Genomic DNA, 19,206 nt, shown 5'->3' with positions numbered 1-19,206 from the left:
GTGGGTGTGACGGGGCAGGGGCCGCAGGGCGGTGACGGGATGGAGCCGTACGGCACCGACGACGAGGAGTCGGCGGCGGTACTGCGGACGGTCGGCAGGGTCGTCAAGACGTGCCGCGAGCGGAAGGGGCTCACCCAGGCCGAGTTGGGGGTGGCCATCGGCTACAGCGAGGAGCAGGTGTCCTCGGTGGAGCGGGGGCGGCGGGCGCCGAGTCCGACGTTCCTGGAGGCGGCGGACGGGGTTCTGGACGCCGGTGGGCTGCTGGCCGGGCTGAAGAAGGACGTGGAGCAGGCTCGGTACCCGAAGAAGGTGCGGGATCTGGCGAAGTTGGAGGCGGAGGCGGTTGAACTGTGCGCCTACGCCAACTCCGTCGTGCACGGCCTGCTACAGACGCCGGAGTACGCGAGGGCGTTGTACGGGATGCGGCGTCCGGCGTTCAGCGAGGAGCAGGTGGAGCGGCTTGTCGCTGCGCGACTGGCGCGGCAGGAGATCTTTGACCGGCACCCAAGCCCAGCCTTCAGTTTCGTCTTGGAAGAGGTGACACTGCGCCGTCCGCTCGGGGGCAGAATGGTGATGCGGAAGCAGCTCGAACGCCTGTTGGAGGTCGGCCAGCGGCGGACCGTGGAGATCCAAGTGATGCCCACAGATCGCGAGGACCACGCCGGCCTTGCGGGGTCGCTTCAGTTGCTCCGGCTCAAGGAAGGGGACACCGTGGGACACAACGAGGTCCAGCTCACCAGTCGGCTGATCTCCCATCCCAAGGAGGTCCAGATCCACGAGATCCGCTATGGCATCATCCGAGCCCAGGCCCTTGCACCCCGCGAGTCGCTGGCCTTCATCGAGAAAGTGCTGGGAGAGACATGATGACCAACCCCTCGACGGGGAACGGTTCCGCGCTGGAGTGGTTCAAGAGCAGCTACAGCACGAATGACGGCCCGGAGTGCGTGGAGGTCGCCTTCGCCCCCAGCACGGTTCACGTCCGCGACTCCAAGCGTGCGCCGGGCCCTCAGCTTGCCTTTGGGGCCCAGCAGTGGGCCGCGTTCGTCTCGTACGCCGCCGAACGCTGACGTACGACGTACTGACGCCCCGCATCCGGTTCCGTACCGGGCACGGGGCGTCTGCGTATCCCGCTCAGGTGGACGAGAGCCGTGCCGAGAAGTAGGCGTGCGCCTCTCGCATTTCGGCCTCGCGGTCGGCCTTGTAGAAGGGGGGCGTGTAGCCGTCCGGCGGAGCCGCGCGTTCGCCGTCGAGGTGGGCGCGGAGTTGTTCGTAGTGTTCCCTGGTCTGGCCGTGGCCGTACGTGTGACGGCTGCCCGCGATGCGGCGTCCCTCGGCATCGAACCAGGTGACGGCATCGAAGTCCTGCATGATCGGGAAGCGGGCCTTGTACATGGCCACAAGGGAGTCGGCATCCACTCCGAGCCATACGGCCACCAAAGCGTCCAGCTCGACCAGCGCTGCGCGGCGTGCCCGATCGGTACGCAGAGCAGTCACCCGAGTCCAGTCGGGGCCCACGTCATGCAGGGGCTCCAGCTGAGACCACTCCCGGGCCCAGCCCTCATATCCGGCCCATGTCGGGTCGTACAGCTCTGTCCAAAGGGCTGCGTAGTGCGTCGTAAGGCAGTTCAAACGTAGAGTACGCAGCAGCAAGGCCGACGCCAACGGGTGGTTCTCTGATGGTATCGGCAGTCGGCCGGCCTGCTTCACGTCGAGATTGCGCACACGTGTCGTACGCAGCAGGTAGTCGACCGGGATGGATGACCAGAATCCGGCCGTCAGGGCGGTCATGCGGTTGCTACCCAAGTAGGTGCTGCGCATGCCATCGATGTGAGCTGGGCCGGGCGGGATGATCGCCTCATACAGACTGCGCTCGGTGTCGGGAGCGATCATCTTTCGCCACGCAACCCGGTAGAACTTCGTGTACGCCCGAGTCGACCGCCTGACGAAGTACTGGTCAACATCATCCGCGTTGACCTCACCCTCCGGCACGCCCCGTGCTTGGGCCAGCACTCGACGCGCCTCGGCCGTCGCTTCATCCGACGCCCTCAGCTGCGCCAACCCGCCCTTGTCGAGCCACTGGTCCTGCTTCTCGGCGTACCTCTCCGGCGTCGCAACGGGTACGTACTCCGTCTCCGGCAACGCATCGTCGGGCATCTCTAGGTGGTTGAGGCCAAGCACCTCGCTGCTGCCCTGGCTGGGCTGTTTGAACATCGGGTTAGCCAGGCCGACTTGGGGCCCCTTCAAGATCACGTCTTCCCACTTGGCTGGTCGGAAGAGCGAACCGTCGTCCTTCGGGAGGTTGTAGTCAATGAGGCCGTCCCTCTTGGCCAGCGTCTCGTTGTAGCCCGAGGAGATCGGCGGCTTCAAGGAACCCAATCGCAGCGGATAGTCCGCCAGCGCGCTGACGGCCTCGCCCTCCGCTGCACTCACCGGCGACAGCAACCGTCCTTGCTCCACCGGTTGCCCCTCGTCCCCAGTCAGCCGCTGCCATTGTCCCAGCGTCGCCCGGTCGACCCGGATGATCCGCTTCTTGTGCGGTCGCTCGTCCCACGTGTCCCCGTATCGGACTACCGGGTCGGGTCCCGAACCATCGTGCTGAGCGGAAAGCCGCAGGGCGTCTACGGAGAAGAGCCACGACAGATGGTCGAAGCCGATTTCACCCTCAGGTCCGTAGATGTGTACTCCGAAGTGACTGGCGTGACCGACCGGCGGGGGAAAGAAGCGATTGCTGGCGTTGGAGAAGTCACCGTGCACGCGCAGGCGTTTGTAGGCCGCTGCCCGCAGTAGCCCGTCCTTGTCCCCGGTGAAGTGGGTATCAGGGTGGATGAGTCCAGCCGTGCCGTTGCGTCCGGCATGGGCCCAGGTCTGGCACATGAACGCCCGGTACAGATCCGGGCGGGTTCCATCGAGCACGGGGTAGACGACCGGAGAACCAAGCTGGCTCGACACGCCCATGATGGCCACGAGTTCGCCCAGGAAGTAGGCCCGCGCCTCGGCATCCTTGAACAGCTCCGGCACGCGGGCCTTCCGTACCGCCGCGCTCGGCCGCTCCGTAAGCATGAACCAGGGATCACGCTCGGCGAGAACCTGGTCCTCCTTCCACTCCGGCCGCACCCACGGCGGATTCCCCACTTGCAAGTCGAACCCCCCGGCCTCCCCCGCGAAGACATGCGCGAACTGCAACTCCCAGTGGAAGAAGCCCAGCCCCACACCGGCCCCGAGGTCATCCCGGTCCTCGCTCCCGGCCACGTCCTCCACCGTGTCCAGCCAGGGGAACCGCGCCTTGAGCCGGAACGGCGAGTCCATGCCCATGAACGCGTCGAGCTCGACCTCGTAGTCGCGCAGAGCATCGAGGCTCGGGAAGTCGGCGACCAGCGAATCCGCCGGTACATCCTTCGTACCGAGGGCGCACTCCAGGAAGTCGATCCAGTCGTCCAGCGTGGCCAGCGCAATGACCTCGCGCCGCCCCTGGGGCCGAGCAGCCGCCCGCTTCCGCACCGACTTCTTCTCCCCCGCGTCGCGGGAGGAACCGGTGTCCTCCATCTCCAGCTGCTGGGGAAGCCCGTCGTCGAACAGGCTCTCCTTCACCCAGCTCTGGTCCCCGGGCGCCGGACCGGACGGCTCGGCGGCCACCTCCACCGGCAACTGCTCAGCACCGGCCTCGCCCCCATCGCCGTACGACGACACGTTCTCCGAACCGTCCAGCTCCCCCACCCGGTCCAGCGGCCAGAACCACAGCGCGCACCACACGTCCATGACTGCCTTCAGCCGCCAGTACGGCGTGCCGGGGCGCGTGAGGTCGCCGTAGACGACCTCCTTCGGCACCGCGTGCTCGGGATGCTCGATCCAGTCCGCGCCCCAGACGTCGATCTCGCGGGAGATCTCCTTCTCGGACTGCTTGAGCCGCTCGATGACCAGCTTCCACAGGAACTCGGCCCGCCGCGCGACCCCCTGGAGCCGGCGCCGCTGTGCCACCGTCTTCGGGGCGCGCAGGATGCCGGACCGCCACTTCTCCATCCGCTGGACTGCGGCTTTGTCCAGTTCCTCGGCGATCTTCTTGGACTTGGCGTCCGCGACCACCGCTCCCCAGCCCAGCGCGGGCAGGAGGAAGTGATGGACCGCGCCCTCCGGCAACGCACCGCCCCGGAACGGTAGTTCCTTCGGAGCGAGCGTGTCCTTCTTCGACAGCCACTTGCCCTTGCCGAGCGCGTCCTTGTCGTAGATCTTGCGGCCCGCGCCGACCAGCGAATTCCCGCGCCGCAGGTGCAGGCCGAACCAGGGGGCCTGCATCCCGGGGTGCATGGTGTTCAGCCACAGGGAGACCTCCGCCAGCTCCACCGCCGTGGCGTTGAGGTCGACGCCGTACGCGTTGTGCAGGGCGACGTAGGCCTTGGCCTTCTGGAGTTCCACGGCCCGCTGGTCGGGGGCGATCTGCACGCCGGTCTCGGCCTCGCGGCGCCGCAGGTACTCCGCGGCGACCTGGTTGATCGCCTCGTTGAGGAAGGCGCCGGAGCCGAGGGCGGGCTCGCAGATCTTCCATTCCAGCAGCTCGCGCGCGGGCGTCACCTCGCCGTTCTGGTCCAGGCGGTGCTTGAGCGCGAGCTCGACCGTGACTTCGGTCAGGGACTCCGGCGTGTAGTACGACGCCGTGTTCTCCCGGTCGCGGCCTGCGAGGCGGTACACGAACGAGCCCGGCGGGTACTCGGCCCGCTCCGTCTGGCCCGTCTCCTCGTTGTACCGCTGGACGAACACCTCGCTCGGGTAGGCGCCCGCGCGGGACTCCGGGATCACCCAGCTGCCCTTGGCGGGGTCACCACCCTTCGCGACCTCGACGAGCGTCTTGTCGGCGATGAAGCCGGTGTACGACATCAGGCCCTCGTACACGGCGCCGAGCTGGTTGATGCCGAGCTGGGCGTACGAGATGAAGCCGCCGCGCTCGCCCTTGCGGCCCTTGGTCAGCATCAGGCGGCGCAGTACCTTGTGCAGGGTGGCGTTGCGCAGCTGGGTGTCGAAGTACTCCGGTCCGGCGGACGGGTCGTCCTCGTCATAGGCGGGGTTGGGGACCTTTGAGCCGATCAGGCGGATGGCGCCCGGCTCGAAGAGATCGGAGCGCAGCGGCTCGAAGCGCAGGCCGACGTCCTCGCTGCGGCGGGCCCGCCGGGCTCGCTCGAAGCGACGGGCACGCAGTGCAAGCTGAGCCTCTGTCAGTTTCTCGCCCGCCGACGCAAGTTCTGCGGCTTCCGCCGCTACCGCCGCGCGGTCCGCCTCCTCCACCGCACGGTCCTCCGGCTCCGTGCCGTGAGGGCGGTGGCCCTTGTTCACCATGCGGGTGAGCAGGTCGACCGACTGGTACAGGTGGAAGCCGTCACGGGCGGTGGGGCCGACCAGGGCCTTGACCGCCAGGTCGCCCAGGCGCTGAAGGCCGTACCCCGCGCCGTACTCGGGGTAGTCCGAGGGCAGGATGCCCAGCTCCGGGCGGGCCTCGGCGTAGAGCAGGAACAGGATGCGGTACAGGTAGCGCAGGGACTCGCGGGTCAGGCGTCGGGCCAGGCGCTGCGGGTCGTCCAGGTCGGCCGGTGTCACGCCCTGCTCGGACAGCCGGGCCAGGACCGCCTGGGCGATCAGCTCGACTGAGTCCTTCAGGCCCTCGCGGAGTTCCGTCGAGACGCCCACGGCGTGCTTGGCCGACTTGGAGACGAGGTCGTCCAGCGGGTTGGTGCCACCGGTCTCCGGGACGCGGAGCGAGTCGGCGCCGAACAGGGCGGCAGTCGTGTCGAGTTCGCCGCCGGGGCGGTCGTCGCGGCGTTCCAGGGCCGAGTCGAGGCTGACGGCGAGGTAGCGGCCCTCGCTCCAGGCGGTGCGGTCGGCGAGGACGACGACACCGCCGACCAGGATGAGGACGTAGCGGGGTGGCTCGTCGGCGGCGAAGAGGAAGCGGACCAGGGTGTCGGCGTCGGTGATCGGCTCGCCCTGCGGGATGTCGACCGGGTGCAGAAGCCGGCCGGGGCCGGCGGGGTCGCGGGCGGCGTCCGGTTCGGCGGCCCAGCCGCAGGCGAGGGCGACCAGGCCGGATTCGGCGTGCGCGACCGGGATGTCGTAGGTGCGACCGGCGCGTTCGACGGTGAGCGTGGCCGGGGCGGGGGTGTAGCCGAGGGCGCGCAGGACCCGGTCGTGGAGGTCCGCGACCGTCTTGGTCCAGCGGGCGTCGTCGTAGGTGCGCCAACCGGACTCGCTCTCCGGTGCGTCCACCTCGGCCTGGGCGCGCTCGGCGAGGAAGGCGCGGTCCGCGAAATAGGGGGCGCGTAGTGTGCGCAGACCCTGGCGGGGGGTGAGGAGGCGTGGCTCGTCCGCCGGCTTCCTGTTCTCCTCGGCCTCGTGTTCTGCCCAGCGGGCCAGCAGTCCGTCCTTCGCCTTGAGGTCCTTGGGCAGGACCTCGGCGAGGTAGTGCGCGGAGAAGTAGTCGCCGTGGTTGACCAGCGAGTCGTACGTCACGTCGAGGACCGTTTCTGCGGATGGTCTGCGGATGGTTCAGCGGGTGGCTTGCAGGGGGCGGGGCCGGTGCCGGTCAGGCGCGGTCGAGGACGGCCAGGACACGCAGCAGCGGGCGGCCGGTGGCGGTGAGCTTGTCGGCCAGTTCCGTCTGGTCGCGGATGGTGTCCTCGATGATCCGGCCGGGCAGCAGGGACTGCTGCTGCCAGCGGCCGAGGCGTGCGCGGTAGTCGTCGAGCTGGGCGCTGATCTGCCGGGTCCAGGCGTCCTTGCGTTCCTCCAGGTGCTCGCGGGCGGCGGCGACGGCGGCCGGAACGAGCTTCTGGAGGGCGGGCAGGTCGCGGGGCGGTGCCGGGTTGGCCATGTCGGGGCCGATGCCGGCCTCCGTCAGGGCGTCCGGCATCGGCACCACCGCGGGGGTGCCGGGCAGGCCGCGGACGGCCATCCACTCCACGACCGTGGGGCGGCCCAGCTTGTTGGAGTAGATGCCCTGGACGAGGAAGGTCGGCCCGGTCGCGTCGGAGGTGAGGATGACGGGTGCCTGCTGACGGCCGAGCTGCACGAGCACCTTGTCGACCAGCCATTCCACCAGGGGGTGGATGTCGGTGAGGTAGCCGATGGCGGGCCAGCTGGAGCCGGACTTGCCGCGGGCCTCGTCCAGGCTGTGCTGTCCGAGGCGCCGGTGGAAGGTGACCCGGAGCCGTTCCTTCAGCTTCTGCTCCCGTAGATAGTCCGGGGGCAGGATGTCCAGGCGGTGCAGGAGGTCGGGGGCTTTCGCGGTGGCGAGGCTCAGGTAGGGCGCCGACTCGCTGTGCGGGAGGGTCTGCTGGTGCTCGGAGAGGTCGAGCGCGTCGTGCGGGCGTTCGTCGTAGACCTCGTCGAGGGCCGCTCGGACGAACGCCTGGGTGTCGCCGCCGAACAGGGAAGGGACCTGTGCCTTGGGCACGGGCCGGTGCTCGGGCAGGACCGACGGCTGGGAGAAGAGCGCGGTCAGCGGGTCTCCCGGGGTGGGCGAGGCGGCGAGGGACTCCTCGACGGTGCGGCCTGCAAGGAGGTCCCTGATCAGGCGGCGTTCCTCCTCCTCCGCGCGGTACAGCCCGGTCACGGCCTCGGCGGTGCCGTCCAGGCGGTAGGCCTCCTCCTCGCGCTTCAGAAGCTTCTCGGCGACCGTACGGTCGTCCTTGGCGCCCTCGGTCGCGGAGTGCAGGATCAGCGCCCGGAAGCGGGGGTTGTGCTTTTGGCCGTAGCGGTCGATACGGCCGTTGCGCTGCTCGATGCGGATCAGCGACCAGGGGATGTCGTAGTGCACGAGGTCGTGGCACTGGCGGTGCAGGTTCACGCCTTCGGAGGCCACGTCGCCGGTGAACAGGATGCGCACGGGGTGGTGGGCCAGTCCGAAGGCCTCCACGACCTCCATCTGTTCCTTGTCGGACAGGCCGCCGTGCATGATCCGCACGGCCTGCTTCGCCTGCTCCTCGCCGAAGCCGAGCCGGGCGGGGACGACCTTGGAGAGCCACTTCAGCGTTTCGACACGCTCGGAGAAGACGACGACCCGGGTGGCGGAGCCGGGCCGTACGCCGATGTCGGTGAGCTGCTCCACGAGCGCGTCCAGCTTGGACGAGTCGCCCGGCGCGCCGGCCTCCCCGATGACGGACGTCAGCGCCAGCAGGCGGTCCAGCGCGGCGAGTTCGGTGGCGATGCGGGCGGCCGCCGGGGTGCCGGGGGCCGTCTTCGCCGCCTTCTCGTTCAGGTTGTTCCGGCGGGTGGTGATGGTCTTGGCGAGCGCCCGGTGGGAGGAGAGGAAGGCCTTCAGGAGCGTGTACGGGAAGAGGCGGTCCTCGGTCGGTGCCGTGCGGCCGGACGGCGCGGTGCCGAACTCGGTGGAGGTGTCCGGGGCCGGGATCCAGTGCCGCGTGAGTTCCGCGAAGATCCGTTCCTCGGCCTCGGTCGCGGTGCACGGCACCGAGACGGTGGGATCGCGGTCGGCCCACTCCTTGCCGATCTGGTCCCGCACCTCCGGGTGGACCTTGGTCCGGCGGATGAAGAGGTGGCTCAGGTCCTTCTCCGCGTCGTAGTCGCTCGGGTCCGCGATCGCGGCCGGGTCCAGAAGGCTGATCAGCTCGGCGAAGGACTTGCCGTCACCGTTGTGCGGGGTGGCGCTGGCCAGGAGCAGGGCGTCGGTGTTCGGGGCGAGGACGCGCGCGAGGGCGTTGCGCTGGCTGCCCCGGTTGATGAGGTTGTGGGACTCGTCGATGACGACCGCGTCCCACTGGATCTTCTCCAGATGGTGGCGGTACTGGCCGATGTTCTTCAGGGTGTCGACGGAGACGATGACCCGCTTGTAGTGGGTGAAGGGGTTGCGGCCGGCCGGGATCTCCCGCTGGATGCGCTGGATGCCGACCGAGTCCAGGCGGATGAGCGGGATGGAGAAGCGCGTCCACAGCTCGTGCTGGAACTGCTCCAGGACGTGCTGCGGGGTGACGACGAGGATGCGCTCGCCCCGGCCGCGGCGGATCAGCTCGGCCAGGGTGAGGCCGATCTCCAGGGTCTTGCCGAGCCCGACGACGTCGGCGATGAGCAGCCGGGGGCGCAGGTTGGCGAGGGAGAGGGCCAGCTCGGCGGGGCGCTGCTGATAGCTGAGCGGGTCGATGAGGAAGCGGTCGGCGAGAGCCAGGCCGCGTTCGGTCTGTGGGAGCGGGGTCTTGCGCAGCAGGGCTTCCAGGAAGAGACGGCTGCGGCGGAAGTGGTCGGTGGGGTCCTCGACCAGTTCCGTGTGCTCGGGGTCCAGGATGCGGACCCCGTCACCGGCCAGGCGTTCGATCTCGGTGAAGAAGACGGCCGGCTCGTCCCGGACGAACTCCGAGACGCCCACGGCCTCGATCTTGGCGCCGTCACGGCTCGGGGTGACGCTCTTCACCAGCCACTCCTCGTCCCGGACGAGGATCTGGGCCCCCGGCGGGAACCTGATCTCGGAGGCGTCCGCCGCCTCGGAGGTCACCGACTGCTCCGGCCGCCCGTCCGGCTGGTGGGTCACGCTGCTGCCTCCGTTTCCTGCACACGTCGTCCACGGGAAGTGGCCGAATACCGCGCAAGTCTTCCATGCCGGAGAATGTCCGCGCAGGTCACTGCGGCAATCCGGAGGCCGGCTCCGAGACGTCTTCGCTACCGCCGGTTCAGCGGGACCCGCCGCGCGCCGGAACGAAAGCCGCATCCCTCGCATACGCCGCGCGCAGGTCCTCGGCGATGGCATGGGCCGTCGCCGCATCGGGGGTGCGTCCGGGGGTGCGTCCGCCCGCCGAGCGCCCGCGCGGCGCGGCAGGGGCCGGGGTGGCGGGTGGGACGAGAGCGACCGTGGGCACGTCGGCGGGGCCGGGTGGGGCGACGGGCGGCTCGGGGAGCGGTTCGGCGAGCTGCGGGTCAGGGTCAGGGGCGACGAGCGTGGGCTCGTACTCGGCGATCGGCCCCGGCGGCAGCACCAGCCGGCCGTCGAGGTGCGGTGCCGTCCGCTCGATCAGCCGCTGCCGGGCCTGACGGGCGGTGAGACCCGAGTCGGTGAGAACGGTCACCAGCTCACCGGTCACCTCGGTGAGGGACGGGCGGTCGGCGGGGTCGTGGGCGAGCATCGCGGACACCACGGGGACCAGCTGGTCGGGCAGACCGGCCAGGTCGGGGGCCTGGCCCGGGTCGCCGATCCTGGACGCCACCGCGAGCCAGTTCTCGCCGTCGTACGGATAGTGGCCGGTGGCCGCGAAGAGCAGGACCGCACCGAGAGCGTAGACGTCGGCGGCGGCGGTCAGATGATGGTTGCCCTCCGCCTGCTCGGGCGGCATGCACAGCACGCTGCCGACCACGACTCCGGTCGCGGTCAGCGTCGTACGCCGTTCCGCGAGGACCGCGAGACCGAAGTCGATCACCTTGGGCCCGTCCGGACCCAGCAGGATGTTCTGCGGCTTCAGGTCGCGGTGCAACAACTCGGCCTGGTGGACGGAGGTGAGTCCCTCGGCGAGCAGCGCACCGAGGCTCGCGGTCTCGGGGAGCGGCAGCGGGCCGTGGTCGCGGACGTGGCGCAGGAGGTCGGGCCCGTGGACGTAGTCGACGGCCAGCCACGGCTGTTCGGCCAGCGGGTCGGCGCCGGCGAACGCGGCGACGCGCGGCCCGAACACTTTCTTCAGGTTCTCCACCTCGAGCACGAACCGGCTGCGGGTCTCGGCGTCGAGGACGGACGACTTGATCACCTTGACGGCGACCAGCTGACCGGCGGGTGACTCGCCCAGGTAGACACGGCCCATGCCGCCGGAGCCGATCCGGCCACGAAGGGTGTAGCCCCCGATGTGCGTGGGGTCGTCACTCCTCAGCGGTTCCACAGCGGCCCAGCTCCCCCTCGGCGTCCGGTTCCCGGCCCCGCGCGGCACCCACGCGGACGGTCGGCCACAGTGTAGATCGACAGGCCGCCATGGCTCCGGCACCTCAGGCCCGTCGCCCCGGCCCCTCGGCCGAAAATCACCATGCGGGACCGTCCTGCGGAATCACCCGGGGCGAGGCCTGGGTAAGGTCCGCACGGAGATCCGCCACGACGACGGGGATCTCCCGCACGACGCGCAACGGGGGGTGACGCGGGTGGGGTGGCGTAAGGAGATCGCAACAGCCCTGGACGAGCTCGTCACGATCGTAGGTGGCTCGGGCAGGCAGCCGCGCTGGCAGCGGGTGGGACGCGCGGTCCGCACCAAGGAGGCGGGCTGGTACGCGGTGGACCTGCGCGGTTCGGACATCGGTCCGGACCAGCTGGACGCGCTGCGGCTCGCAGGCCCGGAACCGGAGCACGTCGCATCGAAGGGATTCGCCGTCTCGGAGACAGTGCAGAACGGCTCCCTGCTCACCTTGAAGGTCGCCGAGTTCGCGGATCTCCCGGACGCGTATCTGTGGCTGCTGAAGCAGCCGCCGGCCTTTCTCGTGGAGGCTCTGCGTGACGGGATCGCCGGGCTGGGCGAGACCCCGCTGGCGAGCGCCCTGGCCGCGGGGGCCATCGGTGGTGCGGCCTCGTCCGACCCGGACCCTCCGGGCTCCCATCCCGCGCAGGCGGACGCATACCGTGCATGCCTGGGCGAGGGCGTGCATCTGGTGTGGGGTCCGCCGGGCACCGGCAAGACGACGGTGCTCAAGCGCGCCATCGGCGACCTGATGGCCCGCGGCGACCGCGTACTGCTGGTCTCGGCCACCAACATCGCCGTGGACAATGCCCTGTTGGGCGTGGTGAAGGAGAACCGGCACGCACCCGGCGACATCGTGCGCGTCGGCCCGCCACAACTGCGGGAGGTCGCCGACGACCCCAGTGTGTCGCTTCCCCTGATGGTGCGCGAGCGGCTGGCCGAGACGGAGGAGCGCAGGCGTGTCGTCGAGGCCACACTCGTGGACATGCGCAGCCGCGCGGCGGAACTCGCCGCGCTGGACGCCTCCCTCGTCCGCTTCGATCCCACCGCATACGTCGCCGCGCTGAAGCTGCTGCGTACGCCCGGACAGGATCCGGTGTCCGCGCGCCAACGCGCGGAGAACGCCGCGGACTTGCTGGAGCAGGCCGAGGCGGCCCGGGAGGCGGCGGACAGGGCCGTCGCGGCGGCGGGGCGACGCCACGAGGAAGCGGCGGAATCCCGCCGTCAGTGGTCGGAGGTCGACCGCCTGCACACGGAGCAGTCACGCATTCTCCAGGCAGCGGAGCGGAAGGAGGCCAAGGCCCTGCTGGCCGAGGAGAAACTCGATTCCCTGCGGGAAGAGTTGAGACAGCTCGACGCCCAGGGGTCCATGGCCAGATGGCGCACTCGGGAGAAACGGCAGACGCTCCGCGAGCAGGTGGCCGCCGAGGAGGACGAGGTCAACCGTGTACGCCGCGCCGCGCAGGCCGCACGCGCGACGGCTGAGGCGCACGTCGCCGCCTTGGAGAGGGAACTGGCGGAGCTGATCGCCGGCATCGCGCACACGCGAGAGCACATCGCCTCCCGAGAGCAGGCGCTCGCCACGGCCCAGGCGGCCGGCAGATCGGCCGCTGACGCCGTAGCCGCCCGCAGGGACGAGGCCACCGAGCTCGAGCGGGCTGTTGTCCGCGCCCTCGACGCCGCGGAGCTCACCGCCCTGGCCCAGCGGCAGGACTGGCCGGCCCGCCACGCCCGCGCCGAACGGCTGCGCCCGCAGGTGGCGGCCGACACCGCCGGCCGCGCCGCTCTGGAGGAGCAGTTCCGGCAGGTCCAGGAGGAGTACGAACGTCTCGCCCGCAACGCCCAGGGCGAGATCATCAAAGGTGCCCGGCTCGTCGCCACGACGCTCGCGCGGTTCCGCACCAACAAGGCGGTCTTCGAGGGCCCGTACGACGTCGTCCTCGTCGACGAGGCGGGTGCGGCGACCCTGCCCGAGGTGATCCTCGCGACGGCGAAGGCAACCCGGACGGCTGTGCTGCTCGGTGATTTCATGCAGCTCGGCCCGGTCATAGAGGAGCAGTTGAAGGATCTCGACCGCCCGGATGTGAAGCGCTGGCTGCTCCCGGACGTCTTCGAGCACTGCGGCATCCGGGAACCCTCGGACGCCCACCGGCACCCCGCCTGCGTCACTCTGACCGAACAGCACCGTTTCGGCCCCGCAGTGATGCGGCTGGCCAATTCGCTGGCCTACGGCGGAACGCTGCGGGGCGGCCAGGCCGTGGCGCCGAGACCACCCGACGACCCGGAGATCGTCGTCGTCGACACCGACGGACTGCATGAACTGGCTCGGCCTCACCTGACCGGCCGGCGCAGCGGCTGGTGGCCGGCCGGCGCGCTGATCTCCAGAGCCCTCGTGGAGTACCACCGCGGAGAGGGTGAGGAGGCGGGCATCGTCACGCCGTACGGTACGCAGGCGGACGCGACCCTGGAGGCCCTGCGGGACGTGGAGAGCGGGGGCGGCCCCCTGGCGGAGGTGGGCACGGCGCACCGCTTCCAGGGCCGGGAGTTCCCTGTCGTCGTCTTCGACACGGTCGAAGGTGCCGACGGCCGGGAACTGTGGATGTCTCTGGCACACAGGGAACCCGACGCGTCGGACTGGGCGCGGAGCGGCGTGCGGCTGTTCAACGTGGCGGCCACCCGCGTCCAGTCCCGCCTTTACGTCATCGGCAGCTGGGAAAGAATCCGGGCGGCACGCAACGGCAGGGCCTTCACGCATCTGGCGGCACTGGTCGGCACCGCCGGCGTACGACGGTTGCGGGCCAGCCATCTGATCACCCCGCCGCACGAGAATGCGCGGGACCTCGGCGGCTTCGGGACCGCACTCGCCGACGTCCTGGCCCGGCACGTCGAGGTGACGGGCATCGACGACGAAGTCACCTTCTTCAGCGCGTTCGAGGACGAGATCCGCAAGGCCCGCACCTCGATCTGGCTGTGGGCGCCGTGGGTCGCGAACCGAGTACGCGGCATCCTGCCGCTGCTGCGCGAGGCGACCGGACGCGGTGTGCGCGTGACCGTGTTCCTCCGCGACGACACGGACCAACTCCAGGCCCGCCCGCACAATCAGAGCCTCATCGCCGACCTCCGTGCCGTCGTCAACACCGTCATCCCCGTCAACGTCATGCACCAGAAGCTCGCAGTGATCGACGAACGCACGGTGATGATCGGCAGCCTCAACACCCTGTCCCAGTCGTGGACCCGAGAGGTCATGGTGACGATGCGGGGCGGCCACTTCGCCCGCAAGCTGCTGGAGCACGAGCACGCCGAACTCTTCACCCGCCCGCCGAAGTGCGCCCGTTGCGGCGGCACGAGCATCGAGCTGCGCCGCCGCAAGAACGGCACCTGGTTCTGGCGTTGCTACGACGCGGTCTGCAAGACGGGGGCGAACGGCCGGAGCAATGCGTGGAACACGGACATACGGATGGGCAGGGCAAGGCGCTGAAGGGCCGGCGGTCCACCCCCGGAGTGCGACGGCGTGGTCCACGGCAGAAGCCGGACCTTGGCCGTTTCCGATCCGAGCACGTACCCGGCCAGCCAGTTTGTCCGCCGGCTCGGTCAGCCGGTGTGCTCCCGATGGGATGGCCGACGCGGGCCGGATCAGGGTAAGCGGGGAGACCGGCCGACGCCGGACACGGTCCGGGTGCGGGCGCGGTGCTCATCGCTGACTTCGCTGTTCACCCCAGGCTCCTGTCTCGGGCTGTTCGCGGACACCGGGTCGCCGTCTGATATCCGGATGGTGATGGAGCGGTCGATAGCAGTGGCCGCTCTGGCGAGGCGGCCATTGGCCGGGCGTGCAGGGCCGTGCTCGAGAGAGCCGGCTCTGCCCGCCTCGAAGCTTCGCTCGGCCTAGGCCTAGGCCTCGGCATCGGCATCGGCATCGGCATCGGCATCGGCGCGATGTACGTCCGTTCCCGTGCGAGATCAACGAAGTCATCACCGATCTCAGATGCGTCCCCTGTTCGTCCGGTCCTCCTGATACTCCGTGCTCCACAACCGAGCACTGTCAACCGCCGACATCGAGACCACCGCCGTCGGTCAGGATCTGCGACTTGGGCTCGATAGCCAGCCGCGCAGCGGCATGACCCTTCGTCAGAATCAGCGTCGAGCAAGCGTCAAGACGTCGCTACAACCGCCCTCACGAGGTCGCGGCAGAGCGCTCCTCACCCGCGCACCGTCTGCGTGAAGCCGCAGGTGGAGACGCGTAGCGGAAGCCGATGAAGCGCTCCACGCGGTGCGCTTTGGTAGGCAGGTCGAGCGCCCCGGCCGGACCCGGGAAGTTCCGGAGAACCCGCAGGTCAGGGCTGCTTTGAAGCAGGCTCCAGAATCGCCACGCATTCCACATGATGCGTCATCGGGAACGTGTACGAATGGGCCTCCGGGAGAGAAATACCAGGCCAGAGGCGGTTTTCTCTCTTGTCGATCAAGCTCTCCAGGCTTCCGTGCGTCAAATATGCGTCACGCCGTTCACCCCATGAGCGGCGATGTCCTGGCCTCCTCATAGGCACGCTGTGACTGCTTGCGCACATGGCGCCGACGGTGGACTGCCTTCCCGGTACCGGTCTGGACATGGGCCCCACCAGACGAGGGCTCTGCACGAGATGATGGGCTCTAGGTGTATTGACCCGCAGGGTTGTTCACGCGGGTGATGGGTGGCTGGCCGCCGAGTGCGGTGTGGCAGCGGTGGTGGTTGTAGGTGTGGAGGAAGTCTGCCAGGGCTTCGGTCCGCTCTTGGTTGGTGGTGTAGGGGCGGATGTAAGCCCATTCGTCGAGCAGGGTGCGGTTGAAGCGTTCGACCTTGCCGTTGGACTGCGGCCGGTAGGCGCGGGTGAGCTTGCCGACCGCGCCGAGGTCGGCAAGTGCCTGCCGCCAGGCGAAGCTCTTGCGGTAGGGCCAGGCGTTGTCGGTCAGGACCCGTTCGATGCGGTCGATGCCGCAGGTGGCGAAGAAGGCGGCGGCCCGGCGCAGGTCGCGGCCTTCTCGTCCGCGTGGATCTCGCTGTAGGCGAGGCGGCTGTGGTCGTCGACGGCGGAGTGGACGTAGTCGAAGCCCATGCTGCTGCGCCGGGCTCGGCCGGCCTCGCGGCCGAGGACCTTGTGGCCGCCGCCGTCTGGGATCCGGCCGAGTTTCTTGACGTCCACGTGGACCAGTTCGCCGGGCCGGTCACGTTCGTAGCGGCGGATGGCCTCCCCCGTGGGCCGGTCCAGGTGGGCCAGACGGTTCAGGCCGTGCCGGGTCAGGATGCGGTGCACGGTGGAGGCGGGCAGGCCCAGGATCGGTCCGATACGTGCCGGGCCCAGCTTGCGGTCCTGCCGCAGCCGGCAGACATGCGCCTCGGTGGCGGCTGCGGTCCGGTGCGGTGTCCTGCGAGGCCGGCTGGAACGGTCGATGAGTCCGCTCTCGCCCTCGGACCGCCAGCGCCGGATCCACTTGTGGGCCGTGGGACGAGAGGTGCCCATCTCTGCGGCGACGTGGGCGACGGGACGGCCCGAGCGGACACGCTCGACCAGCAGTCGCCTGCCGTGAACGGTCAGCCGGGCATTACGGTGGGACACGAAGGCCTCCGTGCGGTGAAGATTCGACACCTCCACCACTCACGGGGGCCTTCGCCACGATCAAGACCCGCCCGCGTCAACAACGCTCGTGATCACTACATCTAGTCGGCGCCCATTGAGCTGGCGACAGCACAATTCGGTGGCGACCTCCAGTTTCGTCGGACATATGCCGTCGGGCGTGGTCGACCAACCGGCACCCCAACGCGGCGCTGGGACCTTGGATGCCACGGACATCACCAATCGGCGGAACGGGCGCCGGTAGAGCGAGCCCATGTCAGACGTCGCTCTGCACGCCCAGGTGGGTGACACCAGCCACCCAATCGAGGAGAAGCAGCGCGCCGGACAGGAGTCGGGGCGGGAGCGAGTGCAGTGTTCTGCGCCTGATCCCGAACCGCCCTGTCATCTCAGCCTGGTCAGCCTTGCTCGACTGCCACGGCAAGGCCACAGCTAGCACGTTCGTCGGCCGTGCCGGAGCGCCGTTATGGGCATCAGAAGGTCCATCTCCCCGTCGAGGACGAATACGTCGGCGGCGCCCAGAGGCCTCCGCGTTCTGGACGATCCCGGAGAGGCCCTGGAGCAGGTCGCTGAAGAGATTGCCCGTGTAATTCCTGGTCCGGTCGACAGCGTGGTGCACCAGTCCTGGCAGAGACGCGAAACAGCGCACCCGAGTGCGCTACGACCTCCGTCGTCGCCGCATCGCCCTGCGGCTCTGGCACGTCGTCCGCCTCTGGTGCCCCTCCTGGTCGCGGAACAGGTCGGTGGATCGACAGGCCGGTTCCCCGTCATCGGTGTCGAAGTCGAACGTGGGCCGACGGAAGCCGCCCTGGAATCGGATCCAGTGGCCGGTGGCGTGACTGGCTCCTCGATCTGTCCAAGACGGCACTCGTGCTATTCCTTCGTACGTGGGCGGTTAGCTACCGCTGCGATGCGTGTCATCACCGACTGACAGTGCGCCATCCGTCACTATTGCGACAACGTCTCGCATGCTCGATGAACTAGGCATTTGCGGGAGATGAAGCTGCCCGATGTGATACATCGCCGCCGCGTTCCTGCCGTGCTTCAGGTCACCGCGCCAAGTGACGCCAATTCGGAGAACGGTCACCCGATCGGTCGTAGAAGTCGGGACGGTGACCGCTCCGGCTCGCCCTGCATTCAGCACGTAACCGGAGTTGACCGTGACCGAAGACGCCGCGCCCGCTACCGTAGCGCTGCCTGATCTCGTACGCGAGGTCGTCACCGTTGCTGCGGCAGCCGAAATCCTTGAGAAGACCCGCTTGCACGGCTGCAACCCGCGCAAGCTGGATTCCTCTCACGCCCGACGGCTCGCTCGTGACATGTGCAACGGTAGCTGGGACGACTACAACCCCGACGTCCTGTCTCTGTGCAGTCATGGAGCCGCAATCCAGGGACAGCACCGCCTGGAAGCTGTAATCATCAGCAAGACGCCCCGCAGCTTCCTTGTCGCCCGGGACGTGCCACACGGTGCGGCAACAACGATGGACTGCGGTAAGGCTCGATCGGCTGCGACCGCGCTGTCCCTAGTGGGCGTCGACGGTCATCGTAAGGACATCTCTTCGACCATCCGGCTGCTGCAGAACTACGACGTCGAACGCAAGAAGGTTGCCTGGCCCGCATGGCGGTCAATCGTTTACACCAATGCCGAGATCGTACGGTTCTTCCAGTCGGAGTACTCCGACCTGCCGGACTTCCTGCCGCTGATGACCGCCCTGAAGTGCGGCGTGTACTCCGCCCCCGCAGCGTCACTGGCATGCGCGTACCTGGTCCACCGAGACGGCGGGAACACCTCGCACGCGGACGACTTCTTCCAGGGCCTGATCTCCGGAGCCCACCTGGACACAGCCGACCCCAGATGGGTTGTCCGCCGATACTTCCACAGCCCGGCCCGGCCACGACGCGGCAACATCACCAGCCCCCTCCACCTGGGACTGCTCCTGAAGACGTGGAACCTCTGGGTCACCGGTGAGACCTGGGAGATCGCCAACTTTCGCGCGACACAACGCATGCCCGACATCGTCAATGCCGACGCGCCATGTCCTGCACAAGCGCAGCAAGCCTTCAGGAATCCGAGCGAGGACGGACCCGTCATTCCATGCCGCCGAGCTGCGGACCGAGCCGCCGTTCCCGGACAGACGATGGGCATGATGCACCTGCCCTTGGAAGAGGGCTTCCCCGCATGAGAGGCACATTCCGGACACGGCGATGGCGTTTGGCCGCTCACCCTGCACGACCTGTTCAAGAAGCACTACTGGACACCAAGGCTTTGACGGGCGGACACGCAACGCTATGCCCTGCCGAGCTTCGGACGTGGTTGCCGGCTTGGACATCGACGTGGACGTGCGTCAGGAGCCTTCGGCTCTGCCCCGAGCGGCCGGCCGGCATGCTTGGTCGCCTCCTGCGGCGAGGCCACCGCGGAGTGTCGCTGCGACCAGTAAGCCGGGACGGACTGCTGTCACGGCCTTACCGGTGCAGCGGGCCGCGCAACGAGGAGTGATTTCGTGGTGATGCCGCTCCATGCCGAGGACGGCGGGACGTCGGTGGAGCCCGACGCTCATCGAACCGGGCAAGAACACGCTGGCGCAGGCAGAACGTCTTTTGACAGGGCTGCCAGCAAGCCGCGGTCGACCGTCTCCGGCGTAGCGCCGGCATTGAGCGAATGGTCACACCTGCCACACCTCATTGCG

Annotated in this window: 7 protein-coding genes and 1 pseudogene; 4 read left to right on the top strand and 4 right to left on the bottom strand. The window is 69.1% G+C overall.

Annotated elements, in window-relative coordinates:
* Positions 1-39 precede the first annotated feature (39 nt).
* Together ACZ5DS_RS05290 and ACZ5DS_RS05285 are read left to right on the top strand one after the other, a co-directional pair.
* Positions 40-864, top strand: a complete 825-nt coding sequence (locus ACZ5DS_RS05290; protein WP_468234340.1) for a helix-turn-helix domain-containing protein — start codon at positions 40-42, stop codon at positions 862-864.
* Positions 864-1,067 (top strand): DUF397 domain-containing protein, encoded by a 204-nt coding sequence (locus tag ACZ5DS_RS05285; RefSeq protein WP_468235089.1) that lies wholly within the window; start codon positions 864-866, stop codon positions 1,065-1,067. The genes ACZ5DS_RS05290 and ACZ5DS_RS05285 overlap by 1 nt, the downstream gene beginning before the upstream one ends.
* A 64-nt stretch (positions 1,068-1,131) precedes the next feature.
* Here ACZ5DS_RS05285 and ACZ5DS_RS05280 read toward each other — a convergent pair whose 3' ends face one another.
* The 3 genes from ACZ5DS_RS05280 to ACZ5DS_RS05270 form a co-directional block, all read right to left on the bottom strand.
* On the bottom strand, positions 1,132-6,492 hold the full coding sequence (locus ACZ5DS_RS05280) for a hypothetical protein (RefSeq protein WP_468234338.1): 5,361 nt from the start codon (positions 6,490-6,492) through the stop codon (positions 1,132-1,134).
* Positions 6,493-6,565: 73 nt separating this feature from the next.
* On the bottom strand, positions 6,566-9,523 hold the full coding sequence (locus tag ACZ5DS_RS05275) for an SNF2-related protein (RefSeq protein ID WP_468234336.1): 2,958 nt from the start codon (positions 9,521-9,523) through the stop codon (positions 6,566-6,568).
* Between the two features lie 139 nt (positions 9,524-9,662).
* Positions 9,663-10,853: a serine/threonine-protein kinase gene (locus ACZ5DS_RS05270; RefSeq protein ID WP_468234334.1), complete on the bottom strand. Its 1,191-nt coding sequence runs from the start codon at positions 10,851-10,853 to the stop codon at positions 9,663-9,665.
* Between the two features lie 253 nt (positions 10,854-11,106).
* Here ACZ5DS_RS05270 and ACZ5DS_RS05265 point away from each other — a divergent pair, with 253 nt between their 5' ends.
* On the top strand, positions 11,107-14,394 hold the full coding sequence (locus ACZ5DS_RS05265) for an AAA domain-containing protein (RefSeq protein WP_468234332.1): 3,288 nt from the start codon (positions 11,107-11,109) through the stop codon (positions 14,392-14,394).
* 1,166 nt (positions 14,395-15,560) lie between these two features.
* Here ACZ5DS_RS05265 and ACZ5DS_RS05260 read toward each other — a convergent pair.
* Positions 15,561-16,504: pseudogene (locus tag ACZ5DS_RS05260) on the bottom strand (IS481 family transposase).
* Between the two features lie 1,175 nt (positions 16,505-17,679).
* Between ACZ5DS_RS05260 and ACZ5DS_RS05255 the strand changes: the two are divergent.
* Complete coding sequence (locus ACZ5DS_RS05255; protein WP_468234330.1) at positions 17,680-18,702, top strand: hypothetical protein; 1,023 nt, start codon at positions 17,680-17,682, stop codon at positions 18,700-18,702.
* Positions 18,703-19,206: the final 504 nt, after the last annotated feature.

The organism is Streptomyces sp. NPDC031100 (genome assembly GCF_055570785.1).
This window is presented reverse-complemented; position numbering and strand designations above follow the sequence as displayed.

Bases quoted from the DNA above. Each gene is read 5' to 3' on its own strand.
- ACZ5DS_RS05290 (WP_468234340.1), top strand. From the start codon at position 40: ATGGAGCCGTACGGCACCGACGACGAGGAGTCGGCGGCGGTACTGCGG.
- ACZ5DS_RS05285 (WP_468235089.1), top strand. From the start codon at position 864: ATGACCAACCCCTCGACGGGGAACGGTTCCGCGCTGGAGTGGTTCAAG.